This is a genomic window from Scleromatobacter humisilvae (assembly GCF_023231945.1).
Classification (GTDB): Bacteria; Pseudomonadota; Gammaproteobacteria; order Burkholderiales; family Burkholderiaceae_C; genus Scleromatobacter; species Scleromatobacter humisilvae.
Genome location: NZ_JAJLJH010000006.1, coordinates 110,793 through 127,739, shown reverse-complemented (window position 1 = coordinate 127,739; position 16,947 = coordinate 110,793). Strand labels below are relative to the sequence as shown.

The following is a 16,947-nucleotide window of genomic DNA, read 5'->3' as shown; positions in this document are numbered from 1 at the left end:
GGCGGGCGCTGCAGGATCCCCTCACCACGGCGGGTTCTGTGAGGCTGGGAGGTCACGTGTTCGACGACCGCCCCCGCAGGATGCGGCCGCACCCGCTGCGACCTGGATCAACTGTATACAGTTATCGGCACCAATGCAAACGCGGGATAACCCTTTTCATCCAGCTGTTGCGCGCTTGTCCTGATCTTTTCAACCGTATACCGGCTCGACGAGGTCTTGCAGTGGCTGCGCAGACTGTATACACTTTTTGAATCCAACCACCGAATCGATCGCATCCATGGCCAAGAAGCCCGCGGCGCAGTTGCAGCTGGTCGCCGCCGCCCACACCCAGCGTGGCGCGGCCGGCGTCACCGACGACATCGTCGACGCCATCACCACCGCGATCGTCGAGCGCAGGCTGATGCCGGGCACCAAGCTCGTGGAGCAGCAGATCGCCGACATCTTCGAGGTCTCTCGCACCGTCGTGCGCCAGGCGCTGAACCAGTTGAGCCGCGATCGCCTCGTCACGCTGGAGCCGGCGCGCGGCGCGTTCGTCGCCACGCCCAGCATCGACGAGGCGCGCCAGGTGTTCCAGGTGCGCCGGCTGGTCGAGGCCGGCATGATCCGCCAGCTCGCCGCGCAGATCACCGACAAGCAGGTCGACCAGCTGCGCCTGCACCTGCGCGACGAGCGCCAGGCGGTGGTGCGCAGCGACGTCTCGGGCCGCACGCGCCTGCTGGCCGACTTCCACGTGGTGCTCGCGCGCCAGCTGGGCAACGAGGTGCTGGCCGAGCTGATCGCCGACCTGCTCTCGCGCTCGCAGCTGATCGCGCTGATGTACCAGTCCAGCCACTCGGCGGAGCATTCGCAGGACGAACACGTCGGCATCGTCGACGCGCTCGCCAAGCGCGACGCCCGCACCGCCGCGCGCCTGATGGAGCAGCACATCGAGGCCGTCGAACGCAACCTTCGACTCGACCCGCGCACGCCCGACCTCGCCAGCGTGCTTCGACCGAAACACTGAGCCATGACGAACACGACATCCCCCACCCCGTATCCGCGCGACCTGCGCGGCCACGGCCGCAATCCGCCGCCTGCGCGGTGGCCCGGCAACGCGCGCGTCGCGGTGCAGTTCGTCCTCAACTACGAGGAGGGCGGCGAGAACAGCGTGCTGCACGGGGACGCGGGCAGCGAGCAGTTCCTGTCCGAGATGGCCAATCCGCCGGCGTTCGCCGCGCGCCATCTCAGCATGGAGTCCATCTACGAATACGGCTCGCGCGCGGGCGTCTGGCGCCTCCTGCGCGAGTTCGAGAAGCGCGGCCTGCCGCTGACGATCTTCGGCGTGGGCATGGCGCTGCAACGCAGCCCGGAGGTCGCCGCCGCGTTCGTCGAGCTGGGCCACGAGATCGCCTGCCACGGCTGGCGCTGGATCAACTACCAGCAGGTCGACGAGGAGACCGAGCGCGCGCACATGGCCGCGGGCATCGAGGCGATCCGCCAGCTGACCGGCCAGCCGCCGCTCGGTTGGTACACCGGCCGCGACAGCCCCAACACGCGCCGCCTGGTGGCCGACGCCGGCGGCTTCGAGTACGACAGCGACTACTACGGCGACGACCTGCCCTTCTGGCTGCAGGTGCGGCGTACCGACGGCGCGCTCGCGCCGCACCTGGTCGTGCCCTACACGCTGGACGCCAACGACATGCGCTTCGCGCTGCCGCAGGGCTTCAGCCACGGCAACGAATTCTTCGAATACCTGCGCGACGCCTTCGACGTGCACTACGCCGAGGGCGACGAGCGCCCGTCGATGATGAGCATCGGCATGCACTGCCGCCTGCTCGGCCGACCCGGCCGCATGCGCGCGCTGCAGCGCTTCCTCGATCACGTGCAGCGCCACGAGCGCGTGTGGATCGCGCGCCGCATCGACATCGCGCGGCACTGGAAGCAGGTGCATCCCTTCGATGCCAACACCGCCTTCGTCTGGGAGTGACCGTGTCCTCGAATTTCCCCCTCACGCTCGAACGACTGAACGCCGCCACGCGCGCCGGATTCACCACGCTGCTCGACGGCACCTACGAGCACTCGCCCTGGATCGCCGAGGCGGCGTGGGACGCGCGTCCCTTCGCCAGCCTCGCGACGCTGAAGCACGCGCTCGTGCGCGCGACACGCGCGGGCGGGCGCGAGGCGCAGCTCGGGCTGATCCGCGCCCACCCGGAACTCGCGGGCAAGGCGATGGTGGCAAAGACGCTCACCGCCGAGAGCACGAACGAGCAGGGCAAGGCCGGCCTCACCGCCTGCACGCCCGAGGAGTTCGCGCGCATCAACGAACTCAACGCCGCCTACAACAGGAAGTTCGGCTTCCCGTTCATCCTGGCGGTGCGCGGTCCGCGCGGCGTCGGGCTCTCGAAGCAGCAGATCATCGCGGCCTTCGAGCGACGCGCGTCCCACCATCCCGACTTCGAGTTCGACGAGGCGCTGCGCAACATCCACCGCATCGCCGAGATCCGCCTCGACGACAAGTTCGGCGTCGAGCCGACGCAGGGCAACCTCGTGTGGGACTGGGCCGAATCGCTCGCGCGCTTCAGCGAGCCCGAGTACGCGGCACGCGGCGAGCTCACGGTCACCTACCTCACCGACGCGCACCGCGCGACCGCCGCGCAACTGGCGGACTGGATGCGCGGCGAGTGCGGCTTCGACGACGTGACGATCGACGCGGTCGGCAACGTCGTCGGCGTCTACGGCGGCAGCGACGCGTCCGCGAAGCGCCTGATCACCGGCAGCCACTACGACACCGTGCGCAACGGCGGCAAGTACGACGGCCGCCTGGGCATCCTCGTGCCGATGGCCTGCGTGCGCGAGCTGAAGCGACGCGGCGAGCGCCTGCCGTTCGGCATCGAGGTGATCGGCTTCGCCGAGGAGGAGGGCCAGCGCTACGAGGCCGTGTTCCTCGGCTCGGGCGCGCTCACCGGCCACTTCGACGAACGCTGGCTCGACCAGGCCGACGCCAACGGCGTGCGCATGCGCGACGCCATGGTGGCGGCCGGCCTGCGCGCCGAGGACATCCCGTCGCTGAAGCGCGAGATCTCGCGCTATCTCGGCTTCATCGAGGTGCACATCGAGCAGGGTCCGGTGCTCAACGAGCTCGACCTGCCGCTGGGCGTCGTCACATCCATCAACGGCAGCGTGCGCCACGTCGGCGAGGTCGTCGGACTCGCGAGCCATGCGGGCACCACGCCGATGGATCGCCGTCGCGACGCGGCCACCGCCGTCGCCGAGCTCGCGCTGCTCGTCGAGAAGCGCGCCCAGTCGCAGCCTCACCTGGTCGGCACCGTCGGCATGCTGGAGGTGCCCAACGGCTCGATCAACGTCGTGCCGGGACGCTGCAAGTTCAGCCTCGACGTGCGCGCGCCCACCGATGCGGTGCGCGACGCCTGCTCGTCGGACGTCCTCGCGCAACTGAAGGCGCTGTGCGAACGCCGCGGCGTCTCGTATCGCCTGCAGGAGACCATGCGGGCGTCCGCCGCCCCGAGCGCGCCCGCGTGGCAGCAGCGCTGGGAGCGCGCCGTCGAATCGCTGGGCCTGCCCGTCCATCGCATGCCCAGCGGCGCCGGCCACGACGCCATGAAGATGCATGCGCTGCTGCCGCAGGCCATGCTCTTCGTGCGCGGCGAGAACGCCGGCATCAGCCACAACCCGCTGGAATCCAGCACCGCGCACGACATCGACCTCGCCGTGCGCGCCTTCCAGACCCTCCTCGAACAACTCGCCTCGGAGATCCGATGACCGCCCGCCCCTACGACCGCCTCGACCAGTGGGTCGATGCCCACTTCGACGAACAGACGCGCCTGCTGCAGGAACTCGTCCGCGTTCCGACCGATACCCCACCCGGCAACAACGCGCCGCACGCCTTGCGCACTCAGGAATTGCTCCAGGCCTTCGGCTTCGAGGCCGATGCGTACGAGATCCCGACGCCGGCCGCGCAGGAGCACGGCCTGCAGTCCATCATCAACCTCGTCGTGCAGCGCCGATATGGCGCCGGCCGCGTCGTCGCGTTGAACGCGCACGGCGACGTCGTGCCGCCCGGCGAGGGCTGGACGCATGACCCGTACGGCGGCGAGATCGTCGACGGCCGCCTCTATGGACGTGCCGCCGCCGTCAGCAAGTGCGACTTCACGACCTTCACGTTCGCCGTACGCGCGCTCGAGTCGCTGGGCCTGCCGCTGGCCGGCGGCGTCGACCTGCTGTTCACCTACGACGAGGAATTCGGCGGCGAGTTGGGCCCGGGCTGGCTGCTCGAACGCGGCATCACGAAGCCCGACCTCGAGATCGCCGCCGGCTTCAGCTACCAGGTCGTGACCGCGCACAACGGCTGCCTGCAGCTGGAGATCACCGTGCACGGCAAGATGGGCCACGCCGCCGTGCCCGAGACCGCGGTCGACGCGCTGCAGGCCGCCAACCGCATCCTCACCGCGCTGTACGAGGAGAACACCGTGCTGAGGACGCGCCGCAGCGCGGTGCGCGGCATCAACCACGGCTACATCAACGTCGGCCAGATCGCGGGTGGCACCAACACCAACGTCGTGCCGGGCAAGGTGGTGCTCAAGGTCGACCGGCGCATGATTCCCGAAGAGGATCCGGTGGCCGTCGAGGCCGCGTTGCGCGCGCTGATCGAGCGCGCCGCATCCGGACAAGCCGGCATCAGCGTCGACATCAAGCGCCTGCTGCTCGCGCACGCGATGCAGCCGCTGCCGGGCAACGCGCCGCTGGTCGACGCGTTGTGCACGCACGCGACCGAGTTGTTCGGCGAACCGGTCGAGGCCTGCGGCACGCCGCTCTACACCGACGCGCGACTGTTCAGCGAACGCGGCATCCCCGCGGTGATCTACGGCGCGGGGCCGCGCACGGTGCTGGAGTCGAACGCGAAGCGGGCCGACGAGCACATCGTGCTGGACGACCTGCGCAAGGCGACCAAGGTCGTCGCGCGCACGCTCTACGACCTGCTCAAGTCCCCGGACTGAGCGGGCGCGTCGAGGCGAGTCCACCACTCGCCCTCGAAGCGCGCCTGCAGCCACGCGACGAGGCCGGAGACCTTCAGCGGCAGCATGCGGGGTGATGGATAGACGGCGTGGATCTCCTGGACGGGCAGCGACCACGCCTCGAGCAGCGGCACGACGCTGCCTTGCGAGAGCGCGCCATGCGCCACGTAGCGCGGCAGCGCGGTCACGCCCATGCCATCGATCGCCGCCTCCAGCAGGATCGACAGGCTGTTCGACCGCAACGGCCCGCGCACGGCCACCGACTCCGGCTGCCCGCTCGCGCCCGCGAAGTGCCAGCGCGCGTCGCCCTGCACCGTGCTGTAGATCAGGCAGTCGCGCGACGCGAGATCCTGCGGCCGCAAAGGCATCGCGCGCCCGCGCAGGAAGGCCGGCGAGGCCACCAGCACCCACGGGTTGAGGCCGAGGTAGCGCGCACCCAGCGACGAGTCCGCGAGGCGGCCCATGCGGATCGCGACGTCCACGCCCTGCTCGATCATGTCGACGTAGCGGTCGTCGACGCCGAGATCGACCTGCAGGTCGGGATTGGCGCGCATGAACTGCATCAGCAGCGGCCCCAGCACGCGGCGCCCGAACGCGACCGAGGTGCTGATGCGCATCGCGCCGCGCATCTGCGACTGCATCAGCGCGGCGACGGAGTCGGCCTCGTCGACGTGGTGCGCGATCACGCGGCACTTCTCGTAATACAGCGCGCCGATCTCGGTGGCCGTCACGCCGTGCGTCGACCGATGCAGCAGGCGCGCGCCGAGCTGCGCCTCCATGCGCGCCACCTGCTTGGTGACGGCCGGCTGGCCGATGCCCAGCTCCGCCGCGGCCTTGCTGAAGGAGCCGAGCTCGACGACGCGGACAAAGAGCCTGACGGCCTGGAGACGATCCATGCATTCCATTGTGGAATAAGCGTCATGCTTGTCAACGGTCTTCAGTGCAAGCGCGTCGTCGCCGACCATTCGTCCAACACCAATGGCGACGGAGACGACGATGGCGAAGATGAAGGCCGCGATGGCGGCAGTGCTCGTGATGGAGCGCGAGGGCGTGACGCAGGCGTTCGGCGTGCCGGGCGCGGCGATCAACCCGCTGTATGCGCAGATGCGCGAACGGCAGTCGATCGCGCACATCCTGGCGCGCCACGTGGAAGGCGCATCGCACATGGCCGAGGGCTACACGCGCGCCCGCGCCGGCAACATCGGCGTGTGCATCGGCACCAGCGGCCCGGCCGGCACCGACATGATCACCGGCCTCTATTCGGCCAGCGCGGACTCGATCCCCATCCTGTGCATCACCGGCCAGGCGCCGCGCGCGCGGCTCTACAAGGAGGACTTCCAGGCCGTCGACATCGAGTCCATCGCCAAGCCCGTCACCAAGTGGGCCGTCACCGTGCGCGAGCCTGCGCTGGTGCCGCGCGTGTTCCAGCAGGCCTTCCACCTGATGCGTTCCGGTCGCCCCGGACCGGTGCTGATCGACCTGCCCTTCGACGTGCAGATGGCCGAGATCGAGTTCGACATCGACACCTACGAGCCGCTGCCCGTCTACAAGCCCGCGGCCACGCGCAGGCAGGTCGAGAAGGCGCTGGACATGCTGGACGCCGCCGACAAGCCGCTGATCGTCGCCGGCGGCGGCATCATCAACGCGGACGCCAGCGCGCTGCTGCAGGAGTTCGCGGAGATCACCGGCGTGCCCGTGATCCCGACGCTGATGGGCTGGGGCACGATCCCCGACGACCACCCGCTGATGGCCGGCATGTGCGGCCTTCAGACCAGCCACCGCTACGGCAACGCCACGATGCTCGCGAGCGACTTCGTGCTGGGCATCGGCAACCGCTGGGCCAATCGCCACACGGGTTCGGTCGACGTCTACACCCAGGGCCGCAAGTTCGTGCACGTGGACATCGAGCCGACGCAGATCGGCCGCGTGTTCGACCCGGACTTCGGCATCGTCAGCGACGCCAAGGCCGCGCTCGAGCTGTTCGTGGAGGTCGCGAAGGAGCGCGCGGCCGCCGGCCGGCTGAAGGATCGCAGCGACTGGGCCTTCCGCTGCGCCGAGCGCAAACGGCTGATGCTTCGCAAGAGCCACTACACGCAGGTGCCCATCAAGCCGATGCGCGTCTACGAGGAGATGAACGCCGTCTTTCCGCGCGACACGATCTACGTCTCGACGATCGGCCTGAGCCAGATCGCCGGCGCCCAGTTCATCAACGTGTTCGGGCCGCGGCAATGGATCAACTGCGGGCAAGCCGGGCCGCTGGGCTGGACGATTCCCGCGGCGCTGGGCGTGGTCGCGGCGGATCCGACGCGCACGGTGGTCGGCCTGTCCGGCGACTACGACTTCCAGTTCCTCGTCGAGGAACTCGCGGTCGGCGCGCAGTTCCGCCTGCCCTACGTGCAGGTGCTCGTGAACAACAGCTACCTCGGCCTGATCCGCCAGGCGCAGCGCAACTTCGACATGGACTTCTGCGTGCAGCTCGCGTTCGAGAACCAGAACATGCCCGAGTCCGACGGCGAGCTGCGCGGCTACGGCGTCGACCACCAGCAGGTCATCTCGGGCCTGGGCTGCAAGTCGCTGCGCGTGACCGACCCCGAGCAGATCCGCGACGCGCTCGCGCAGGCGCAGCAGATGGCGCGCGAGTACCGCGTGCCGGTGGTGGTGGAGGTCATCCTCGAGAAGGTCACCAACATCGCGATGGGCACGGAGATCGACAAGATCAACGAATTCGAGGAGGTCGACTGCCGCCACCCGCAAGGCAAGGAAGGGCTCGTCGCCGCCGGACTGCTGGATTGATCGCAACAACATCAACGACACACGGACACACCATGCCCCGCTTCGCCGCCAACCTCACGATGCTCTTCACGGAGTTCCCGTTCCTCGACCGCTTCGAACGCGCCGCCCGCGCGGGCTTTCGCGGCGTCGAGTTCCTGTTCCCGTACGCGTTCCAGGCCAGGGACATCCGCGCACGCCTGGAGCAGTTCGACCTGCAGCTCGTGCTGCACAACCTGCCCGCGGGCGACTGGGACGCCGGCGAGCGCGGCATCGCCTGCCACCCGGATCGCGCGAGCGAATTCCGCGAGGGCGTCGAGCTTGCCGTCGAATACGCGAAGGCCCTGGGCGTGCCGCAGCTCAACTGCCTGGTCGGCAAGCGGCCGTCCGGCATACCCGACGACGTATTGCGGGCGACGCTGGTCGAGAACCTGCACCACGCCGCGCAGCGCCTCAAGGCCGAGGACATCCGCCTGCTGGTCGAGCCGATCAATCAATACGATATCCCCGGCTTCTACCTGAGCCGCACCGACCAGGCGCTGGCGCTGATCGAGGAAGTCGGCGGCGACAACCTGTTCCTGCAGTACGACATCTACCACGCCCAACGCACCGAGGGCGAGCTGGCCGAGACGCTGCGCCGGCACGTCAAGCGCATCGCCCACGTGCAGATCGCCGACAACCCCGGCCGCAACGAGCCGGGCAGCGGCGAGATCAACTTCCCCTTCCTGTTCGGACACCTCGCCCGCAGCGGCTATGCCGGCTGGATCGGCTGCGAGTACAAGCCCGCGGTCTCGACCGAGCTCGGCCTGGGCTGGATCGAACAGCTGGCCAAGTGAGCCGGCACCCTTTCACGAACGAGAGACAACACCCATGACCCAACCCCTTCCCAAGATCGGCTTCATCGGCCTCGGCATCATGGGCACGCCCATGTGCGTGCACCTCATCGACGCCGGCTACCAGCTGTTCGTGCACACGCTGCGCCACGTGCCCGAGGCCATCGCCTCGACGCGCGCGACGCAGTGCGTCACCGCGCGCGGCGTGGCCGAACGCGCGGACATCATCTTCGTCATGGTGCCGGACACGCCGGACGTCGAGAAGGTGCTGTTCGACGAGACCGGCGTCGCGGCCGGACTGAGCAAGGGCAAGGTCGTCGTCGACATGAGCTCGATCTCGCCGATCGCGACCAAGCTGTTCGCCAGACGCATCAACGAGATCGGCTGCGACTACCTCGACGCGCCCGTATCCGGCGGCGAGTTGGGCGCAAGGAACGCGACGCTGTCCATCATGGTCGGCGGCCCCGAGGCGACGTTCGAACGCGTCAAGCCGCTGTTCGAGTGCATGGGCAGGAACATCACGCGGGTCGGCGGCAACGGCGACGGCCAGACCGCCAAGGTCGCCAACCAGATCATCGTCGCGCTCAACATCGAGGCCGTCGGCGAAGCGCTGCTGTTCGCGGCGCGCGCGGGCGCGGACCCGGCCAAGGTGCGGCAGGCGCTGATGGGCGGCTTCGCGGCCAGCCGCATCCTCGAGGTGCATGGCGAGCGCATGATCAAGCGCACGTTCGATCCGGGCTTCCGCATCGGGCTGCACCAGAAGGACCTGAACCTCGCGCTGGCGAGCGCGCGCGCGCTGGGCGTGTCGCTGCCCAACACCGCGACGGCGCAGGAGCTGTTCAACGCCTGCGTCGCGCACGGCGGCGAGTCTTGGGATCACTCGGCCATGGTGCGCGCGCTGGAGAAGCTCGCCAACTTCGAGATCGGCCAGGCGGCGTGATGACGGGCGAGACCGCGCTGCTGCGGCGCATGTTCGACGCCGCCGTCGCCAGCGCGCAGCCCGCGCGCTGCGTGCCGCCGCACCTGCCCACGCGCGAGGAGCTCGGCACGGGCCGGCTCGTCGTGATCGGCGCCGGCAAGGCCTCGGCCGCGATGGCGCAGGCGGTCGAACAGAACTGGGACGGGCCGCTGTCCGGCCTCGTGGTGACGCGCTACGGCTACGGCGCGCCGTGCGAGCGCATCGAGATCGTCGAGGCCGCGCATCCCGTGCCCGACGAGGCCGGCCTGCATGCAGCGCAGCGCATGCTCGAGACCGTGCAGCACCTGCGTCCCGAGGACATCGTGCTGTGCCTGATCTCGGGCGGCGGCTCCGCGCTGCTGCCGTTGCCGCTGCCGGGCCTCACGCTCGAGGACAAGCAGGCCGTCAACCGCGCGATGCTCGCGAGCGGCGCGACGATCTCCGAGATGAACTGCGTGCGGCGCCATCTCTCCGCGATCAAGGGCGGGCGGCTGGCGGCCGCGTGCCATCCGGCGCGCGTCATCGCGCTGGCGATGTCCGACGTGCCCGGCGACCAGCCGCTGGACATCGCCTCGGGCCCGACCGTCGCCGATCCGACGACGTGCCAGGACGCGCTGGACATCGTGCGCCGCCATCGCATGGCGCTGCCCGCGTCGGCGATGGCCTTGCTCGAGAGCGGCCGCGGCGAATCGGTCAAGCCCGGCGACCATCGGCTGGCGCGCGCGGAGGTCCGCATGATCGCGACGCCGCAGGCCGCGCTCGAGGCCGCCGCCGCCGTCGCGCGCGAGGCCGGCGTCGCCGCGCACATCCTCGGCGACGCCATCGAGGGCGAGGCGCGCGACGTCGCCAAGGTGATGGGCGGCATCGCGCTGCAGGCGGCCGCGCGCGGCCAGCCGTTCGCGGCGCCCTGCGTGCTCGTCTCGGGCGGCGAGACCACGGTGACCGTGCGCGGCCAGGGCCGCGGCGGCCGCAACGTGGAGTTCCTGCTGTCGCTCGCGCTCGCGCTCGATCGCCGCGACGGCGTCTATGCGCTCGCCGGCGACACCGACGGCGTCGACGGCCAGGAGGACATCGCCGGCGCCATCGTGACGCCCGACACGCTGGCCCGCGCACACGCGCTGGGCCTGCGCGCGCGCGAGCGCCTGGACGACAACGACGCGCACACCTTCTTCGAGGCGCTGGGCGACTCCATCGTCACCGGCCCGACGCGCACCAACGTCAACGACTTCCGCGCCGTGCTGATCGCCTGACGGCGCTCAGTCGGCGATCGTGAACGCGCCCATCAGCTCGGCGAGCCGCGCGGCCTGCACCTTCAGGCTCTCGGCCGCCGCGGCGGATTCCTCGACCAGCGCCGCGTTCTGCTGCGTCACCTGGTCGAGCTGCGCGACGGCGTCGCCGACCTGCCCGATGCCTTGCGACTGCTCGTGGCTCGCCGACGCGATCTCGCCGACCAGCGTGTTGACGCGGCCGACCTGCGCGACGATGTCGTCCATCGCCTGGCCGGCCTGCGAGACCTGCGCGGCGCCGCCCTCGACGTCCTCGACGCTGCGCGCGATCAGGGCCTTGATCTCGCGCGCGGCGGTCGCGCTGCGCTGGGCCAGCGAGCGCACCTCGGCCGCGACGACCGCGAAGCCGCGCCCCTGTTCGCTGGCACGCGCGGCCTCGACGGCGGCGTTGAGCGCCAGGATGTTGGTCTGGAACGCGATGCCGTCGACGACGCCGACGATGTCGGCGATCTTGCGCGAGCTGTCGGTGATGTGCGCCATCGTGGCGACGACCTGGCGCACGACGTCGCCGCCATGCGCCGCGGAGTCGGACGCGCCCGCGACGATCTGCGCCGCCGAGCGCGCGTTGTCCGCGTTCTGGCGCACGGTGTGCGTCAGCTCCTCCATCGAGGCCGCGGTCTGCTGCAGGTTGCTCGCCTGTTCCTCGGTGCGCTGGCTCAGGTCGTGGTTGCCGTGCGCGATCTCGGACGAGCCGGTCGCGATCGATTCGCCGCTGGCGCGAACCTGGCGCACGATCTCCGACAGCGAGGCGACGAAGCGATTGAACGCGAGCGCGAGCTGGCCGATCTCGTCGGTCGACTCCACCGTCATGCGCCGCGTCAGGTCGCCCTGGCCGTCGGCGATCTCGCCCAGCAGCGTCGCCGCGCGCCGCACCGGGCTGGCGATGGCGCGGCTGACGATGGCGATGACCCCGAGCGCGAACAGGCCGCCGACGACCACCGCGATCAGCGTCGCGATGCGGATCGCGCGGTTGACCGGGCCCAGCAGCTCGGACTCGGGCACCTCGGCGATGACGTAGGCGTCGAGCTGGGGAATGTAGGCCGACGCGACGAAGCGCGCATCGCCGCCGGCTTCCACGCGCGCCTGCGCGAAGTCCTTGCCGCCCAGCAGCTGCTGCGACAGCGCGTCGCCGATGCCGGGCATGTCCTTGAAGAAGTGGCGGCCGTCGACCAGAGAGGCGTCGCCATGCATCATGATCGCGCCGTTGCCGCGCACCAGGAACACGTGGCCCGTCTGGCCGATGCGGTAGGCGCCGACCGACTTCGCCAGCGCGTCGACGCCGAGGCCGATGCCGGCCACGGCCAGCTTGCCGGCCGGCGTCTGCGCGCGCACGTCGATGAACAGCATGTAGCGTCCGCTCGCGCCGTCGCGGTCGATCTGCATCGTCTCGGGCTTGCCGCTGGCGAGGAAGTCCCTGAACCAGCCGTCGTTGGGGCCGATCTCGCGCTCGAGGCCGGCGTCGGTGAAGTAGTGGCCGGTTTCCTTGGAGACCCAGAACACCGAGGCCGCGTGCTGCAGCGTCTTCTGGTGCTGGGCCAGCGTCTTCCACGCGTCGGTGCCGGTGTCGGCCAGTGCCTGGTCCTCCCAGGCCTGCACGTACGGGTCGAGCGCGATCGAGCGCGCGGCGTCCAGCGGCACCTCGATGCGGCGCTGCACGTCGGCGGCGACCTGGCCGACGATGGCGGGCAGCTCCTCGCCGGCGGTGCGTTCGCGCACGGACGCGCCGATGAGCCAGGTGCTCAGCACGCTGGAGATGGCGACGAAGGCCACCAGGCACAGCGCCATGCTGGCGATCAGCTTGCGTTGGATGGGCAGGTTGCGGAAGAACGACGGGCTCATGTTCGGGGCGATGAATGGTTGAGGTCCGCCGCCTCGGCGAAGGTCGGGGCGACCGGTGGATATCGGTCGATCGGCGGCTGCTCTTGAGTCGGCACGCCGCGACGATGTCGTGATCGTTCAAGAGCCGCTGCGCGCGATTCGGCAGAATCGGCCCATGGCAACTCAACAGGCTCGTCGACCGATCTCCCGCATGTGGCCGCCCGCGGCGCGCTGGAGCGAGCACCTGTGCATGTTCATCGTGCGCGACACGCGCGGCTGCGCGCTCGCCGCGCACGAGCAGCTCAATCGCTTCCCGGCCAACCCCTATTGCTGCATCACCTGGATGCTGGAAGGCGAAGTCGAGCTGATCGAGCACGGCAACGACGCGCGCAGCCAACTGCTGCCGCGGCACTACGTGCACGGCTGCCAGAGCCGGCCCTGCGTGTCGCGCAACCTGGGCGAGCGCCACAGCTTCTGCGCCGCGTTCCATCCGGACGCGTTCCATGCGCTGTTCGGGGTCGACCTCGCGACGATCCAGGATGCGCTCGTCGACGCCTCGCGGGTCCTGCCGGATCACGCGCTGCGCCTGGTGCAGGCCGTGGCCGAGGCGGGCGACCACGACGAGCGCTGCCGCCTCGTCGAGGCCTTCCTGGCCACGCATGCGACGGCGCTGGGCACGACGCCGTGGATGCGGCTGCGGCGCATGGGGGTCAACGTCGGCCTGCGCGTCGCGAGCCGCCTGCTGGGCGTCGGCCCGAGGCAGGTGCAGCGCCGGGCGCAACGCGAAGGCGGCATGAGCGTGCCGACGCTGTCGCGGCTGTGGCGCAGCGAGCGCAGCCTGCGCCAGGCGCGCGAGTCGCTGGCCCGCGGCGAAACCATCGACTGGGCCGCGCACGCGGTCGAGGCCGGCTATGCCGACCAGTCGCATCTCGTGCGCGACTGCAAGGAGATCAGCGGCCGCACGCCCACCCGCATCGCCCAGGACGCCAGGCACGACGAGGCCGACTGGTTCTATCGCCTGTAGCCGAACCTGGAGTTCCCTGTCCCATGACCCTGCCTCTTCCGACCCCGCCGATGCTGTTCGCCTTCATGCTGGCGGGCGAGATCTGGCTGATGCGCAGCCGGCTGTCGGGCGACGTGTCGCGCCAGGCCGACCGCGGCTCGCTGCGGCTGCTCATCGCCATCATCCTCGTCAGCGCCGGACTGGCCTGGGCGGCGAAGCGCCGCGTGCCGCAGGCCGGCTTCGAAGCGCTGCTGGGCGTGGGCCCGGGGGCGGTGGCCGCCCTCCATTGGGCAGGCCTGGTGCTGTTCGTCGCCGGCCTCTGCCTGCGCTGGTACTCGATTCGCTATCTCGGGCGCCTGTTCACGTTCGACGTCGCCGTCGCCGACGACCACCGCGTCATCGACAGCGGGCCTTACCGGCGGATCCGGCATCCGTCGTACACGGGCGCGCTGATGGCGTATGCGGGCCTGGGCCTGTGCAGCGGCAACCTGCTTTCGCTGGTCGTGCTCGTCACGCCGATCGCGCTGGCCTTCCTGCATCGCATCGCGGTCGAGGAGGCGGCGCTCACGGCGGCGCTGGGCAGTCGCTACGCCGACTATGCGGGGCGGACGAAGCGCCTCGTGCCCTTCGTCTACTGACGACATCGCGCGGGCGAGGAACGAGATCGGGGTGGGTGGCAGGCCGACCGCCCGCCACCTTCACTCGCCGCGAGAACGTTCAGCGGCTCTGCTTGCCGCTGCCCTTCGCGTCGCCGCCGCCCTGCTGCATCGTCGAGTCGCGCAGTTTCTGGTCGGATTCCGACATCAGCTTGTCGAAGTCCTTGCGCTGCTCGGCCTCGCGGCCGCCGTGCTGGTCCTGCCTGCCGGACTGGCTCTGCTGTCCCGCATCCTTGCCGGTGGACGGCGACTTGTCGCCGCCCTGGCCTTGCTGCTTCGTGTTCATGATGGCTCCTTCGGTTGAATGGGCTCGCCGGTCGGCGAACGCGGGCGCCCGTCGCCCGTCGGCAAACGCGGCAACGGCCATTCCCGCCGCGCTTGCCAGCGTCGCCGCGGGCGCCGTACATTGCCTGCTCGTCCGCTTCCGGCCCGCGCCCCGTGACATCGTCCATCGCCGTCCGCCATCTGCCGGGCTGGGTCGTCAACGGCATCGCCGTGACGCTCGGGCTCGCGCTGGTGCAGTGCTCGATCGGCCTGGCGGCCGGCGCGCAGGCCGCGATCGCCACGGCGGTGTGCGCCAGCCTGGCCGATGTCGTGGCGACCACCGACCGCGTCGCGCGCCGCGTGCTGGCGGCCGTCATCGCGAGCACGGCCTCGGGCACGCTGTTCCTCCTGGTGCGGCCGCACGAGGCTTGGCTGATTCCCGCGGTGGCGCTGGTCGTCTTCGGCGCGATGCTGATCCAGTCGTGGGGCGCCAAGGCCGGCACCGTCTCGTTCGCGGCCGGGCTGGCGCTGGTGTTCGCGATGTCGTTGCCCGCCTCGCAGCCCCTGACGTGGGAGCGCTTTGCCTGGGGCCTGGCCGGCTCGGTGGGCTACTGGATCTGGGCGGTCGCGACGGCGCGCCTGCTGCAGCCGACCTGGCGCCACGTCGCGCTCGCGGCCAGCGCGCAGGACCTGGGCGCGCTGCTGACGGCCATCGCGCGCCAGATCGGCCATCCCGAGGACATGGCCTGGCAATCCGGCGTCCTCGACGCGGAGGCCGCCTTCGCCGATCGCCTGCAGGCCGCACGCGACCTCGTCTTCGCCAACGACGAGGGCCCGCAGGCCCGGCGCGAGACGGCGATCCTGCTGCACCTGATCGACCTGCGCGACCTGGCGCTGGCGAGCCGGCTGGAGGTCGGCCCCTCGCCCACGCAGTTCGCGACGCGCCGCCAGGCCGAACTGACGGGCCGCGTCGTCGAGCAGATCGCCGAGGCGCTGCAGGTGATCGCCGGCCATCTGCGCGCCGGCGGCGGGCCCGTCGTCGATCCGGCCATCGAGCAGGCCATCCACGGCCTGCTCGACCAGCTCGAGGACTCGGCGCGCACCGACCCCTGCGCCGCCGTCGCCGGCGTCAACCACCTGCTCGAGAACAAGCTCGCCATGCTGCGCTCGCTGCAGCGCCTGCTCGAAGGCGACGGCCGCGCCGACCTGCCGTGCGCGCGCAGCGACCTGCGCCGCTACATCACGCCGGACGAATGGCGGCTGGCCGCGGTGACGGCCAACCTGCACGCCGACGCGCCCGTCCTGCGCCACGCGCTGCGCACCTGCGCGACGGCCACCGCCGCCTACGCGTTGACGCGCGCGCTGCCCTGGGCGCCGCATCCGCAATGGATCGTTCTGACCATCCTCGCCGTGATGCAGGGCAACCTCGCGCTGACGCTGATGCGCCGCAACGCCCGCGTGCTGGGCACGCTCGCCGGCTGCGTCGCGGTGCTGGTGCTGACGACGGCCGGCACGTCGACGACATTCATCTCGGCCTGCTTCCTGGTCGCCTCCGGCATCGCGCACGCCTACTTCGGCGTGCGCTATTCGGTGACGGCCGCCGCGGCGGCGGTGATGGCGCTGCTGCAGGCCCACCTGGCCGTGCCGGACAGCGGCTTCAGCACCCTGGAGCGCTTCGCCGACACCGTGGCCGGCGCGCTGCTCGGGTGGGCCGCGACCTACGCGCTGCCGATCTGGGAGCGCCGGAACGTGGGCGCCGCGCTGCGCCAGGCGATCGTCGCGCTGCGCGCGTACGCCGCGGAAGCCACCGCGCTGCGCGACGACAGCGCGGGCCTGCCGCGATTCGCGCGCCAGCGTGCCTACGACTGCATCCGCACGCTCGCCGCCACGCGCTCGCGCAGCCTCGCAGAGCCGGCCGACGTGCGCGTGCCGATCCCGCAGCTGACCGCCTGGCTCGCCGCCGCCTACGCGCTGATGGCGCAGCTGTCCAACCTGCGGCTGAGCCTGGCCATGCATGCCCGCGAGCATCCGACGCCGGCGTTCGCCGCGGCCGTCGCGCGCGTGTCGCGCGAGGTCGACGCGTTGCTCGCCGCCGGCACGATCGAGCCGGCGCCGGCCGCGTGGCCCGCCGACGAGGACGAACGCGTGCTGTCGGCCGTGCCGCACCTGCTGCCGCGCGCGCGCCGCACGCTGCTCGAGGCCGCGCGCGTCGCCGCGCAGGCCGCGCAGATCGAGGCGCTGATCCGGCCGCCGGCCGACGATGCGCCGCCGCAACCGGCCGCCGCACGTGGCCTCGCGGAGGCGAGGGACGACGCGCGCTGAGAAGCGCCGTCACGCTCGGACCAGGG

General features: G+C 70.9%; 14 protein-coding genes. 11 read left to right on the top strand and 3 right to left on the bottom strand.

What is annotated here, in order from left to right:
- The first annotated feature begins 277 nt into the window (after positions 1-277).
- From LPC04_RS19460 to LPC04_RS19445, 4 genes are read left to right on the top strand one after another with little or no spacing between them, the layout of a single operon-like run.
- Positions 278-1,003: a GntR family transcriptional regulator gene (locus tag LPC04_RS19460; RefSeq protein ID WP_275683937.1), complete on the top strand. Its 726-nt coding sequence runs from the start codon at positions 278-280 to the stop codon at positions 1,001-1,003.
- 3 nt (positions 1,004-1,006) lie between these two features.
- The gene (gene puuE / locus LPC04_RS19455) at positions 1,007-1,966 is read left to right on the top strand and encodes an allantoinase PuuE (RefSeq protein WP_275683936.1); all 960 of its coding nucleotides are present in this window, start codon (positions 1,007-1,009) and stop codon (positions 1,964-1,966) included.
- Entirely contained in the window at positions 1,963-3,759 is a 1,797-nt protein-coding gene (gene uraD, locus LPC04_RS19450; RefSeq protein WP_275683935.1) for a 2-oxo-4-hydroxy-4-carboxy-5-ureidoimidazoline decarboxylase, read from the top strand. Before puuE ends, uraD begins: the two co-directional genes overlap by 4 nt.
- A complete protein-coding gene (locus LPC04_RS19445) occupies positions 3,756-4,994 on the top strand; it encodes a M20/M25/M40 family metallo-hydrolase (RefSeq protein WP_275683934.1) in 1,239 nt (412 codons plus the stop codon). The genes uraD and LPC04_RS19445 overlap by 4 nt, the downstream gene beginning before the upstream one ends.
- Here LPC04_RS19445 and LPC04_RS19440 read toward each other — a convergent pair.
- Positions 4,967-5,908 carry a LysR family transcriptional regulator gene (locus LPC04_RS19440; protein ID WP_275683933.1) on the bottom strand — a complete coding sequence of 314 codons (942 nt, stop codon included), beginning with the start codon at positions 5,906-5,908 and terminating at the stop codon, positions 4,967-4,969. The two genes, LPC04_RS19445 and LPC04_RS19440, sit on opposite strands and share 28 nt — an antisense overlap.
- Positions 5,909-6,008: 100 nt before the next feature.
- Between LPC04_RS19440 and gcl the strand changes: the two genes are divergently transcribed.
- From gcl to LPC04_RS19420, 4 genes are read left to right on the top strand one after another with little or no spacing between them, the layout of a single operon-like run.
- Positions 6,009-7,805, top strand: coding sequence for a glyoxylate carboligase (gcl, locus tag LPC04_RS19435; RefSeq protein WP_275683932.1), 1,797 nt, complete (start codon positions 6,009-6,011; stop codon positions 7,803-7,805).
- Positions 7,806-7,837: 32 nt separating this feature from the next.
- On the top strand, positions 7,838-8,617 hold the full coding sequence (gene hyi, locus LPC04_RS19430) for a hydroxypyruvate isomerase (protein WP_275683931.1): 780 nt from the start codon (positions 7,838-7,840) through the stop codon (positions 8,615-8,617).
- A 34-nt stretch (positions 8,618-8,651) separates the two neighbouring features.
- Positions 8,652-9,554 carry a 2-hydroxy-3-oxopropionate reductase gene (glxR, locus tag LPC04_RS19425; protein WP_275683930.1) on the top strand — a complete coding sequence of 301 codons (903 nt, stop codon included), beginning with the start codon at positions 8,652-8,654 and terminating at the stop codon, positions 9,552-9,554.
- On the top strand, positions 9,554-10,822 hold the full coding sequence (locus tag LPC04_RS19420; RefSeq protein WP_275683929.1) for a glycerate kinase type-2 family protein: 1,269 nt from the start codon (positions 9,554-9,556) through the stop codon (positions 10,820-10,822). Before glxR ends, LPC04_RS19420 begins: the two co-directional genes overlap by 1 nt.
- Before the next feature lie 6 nt (positions 10,823-10,828).
- On the opposite strand, the gene LPC04_RS19415 is transcribed toward LPC04_RS19420, so the two are convergent.
- Entirely contained in the window at positions 10,829-12,697 is a 1,869-nt protein-coding gene (locus LPC04_RS19415; RefSeq protein ID WP_275683928.1) for a methyl-accepting chemotaxis protein, read from the bottom strand.
- Positions 12,698-12,851: 154 nt separating this feature from the next.
- Here LPC04_RS19415 and LPC04_RS19410 point away from each other — a divergent pair, with 154 nt between their 5' ends.
- Positions 12,852-13,700 carry a helix-turn-helix transcriptional regulator gene (locus tag LPC04_RS19410; protein ID WP_275683927.1) on the top strand — a complete coding sequence of 283 codons (849 nt, stop codon included), beginning with the start codon at positions 12,852-12,854 and terminating at the stop codon, positions 13,698-13,700.
- 23 nt (positions 13,701-13,723) lie between these two features.
- On the top strand, positions 13,724-14,317 hold the full coding sequence (locus LPC04_RS19405) for a methyltransferase family protein (protein WP_275683926.1): 594 nt from the start codon (positions 13,724-13,726) through the stop codon (positions 14,315-14,317).
- Between the two features lie 79 nt (positions 14,318-14,396).
- On the opposite strand, the gene LPC04_RS19400 is transcribed toward LPC04_RS19405, so the two are convergent.
- Positions 14,397-14,621, bottom strand: coding sequence for a hypothetical protein (locus LPC04_RS19400; protein ID WP_275683925.1), 225 nt, complete (start codon positions 14,619-14,621; stop codon positions 14,397-14,399).
- A 152-nt stretch (positions 14,622-14,773) separates the two neighbouring features.
- On the opposite strand from LPC04_RS19400, the gene LPC04_RS19395 reads away from it, so the two are divergent.
- On the top strand, positions 14,774-16,921 hold the full coding sequence (locus tag LPC04_RS19395) for an FUSC family protein (protein ID WP_275683924.1): 2,148 nt from the start codon (positions 14,774-14,776) through the stop codon (positions 16,919-16,921).
- Positions 16,922-16,947 lie beyond the last annotated feature (26 nt).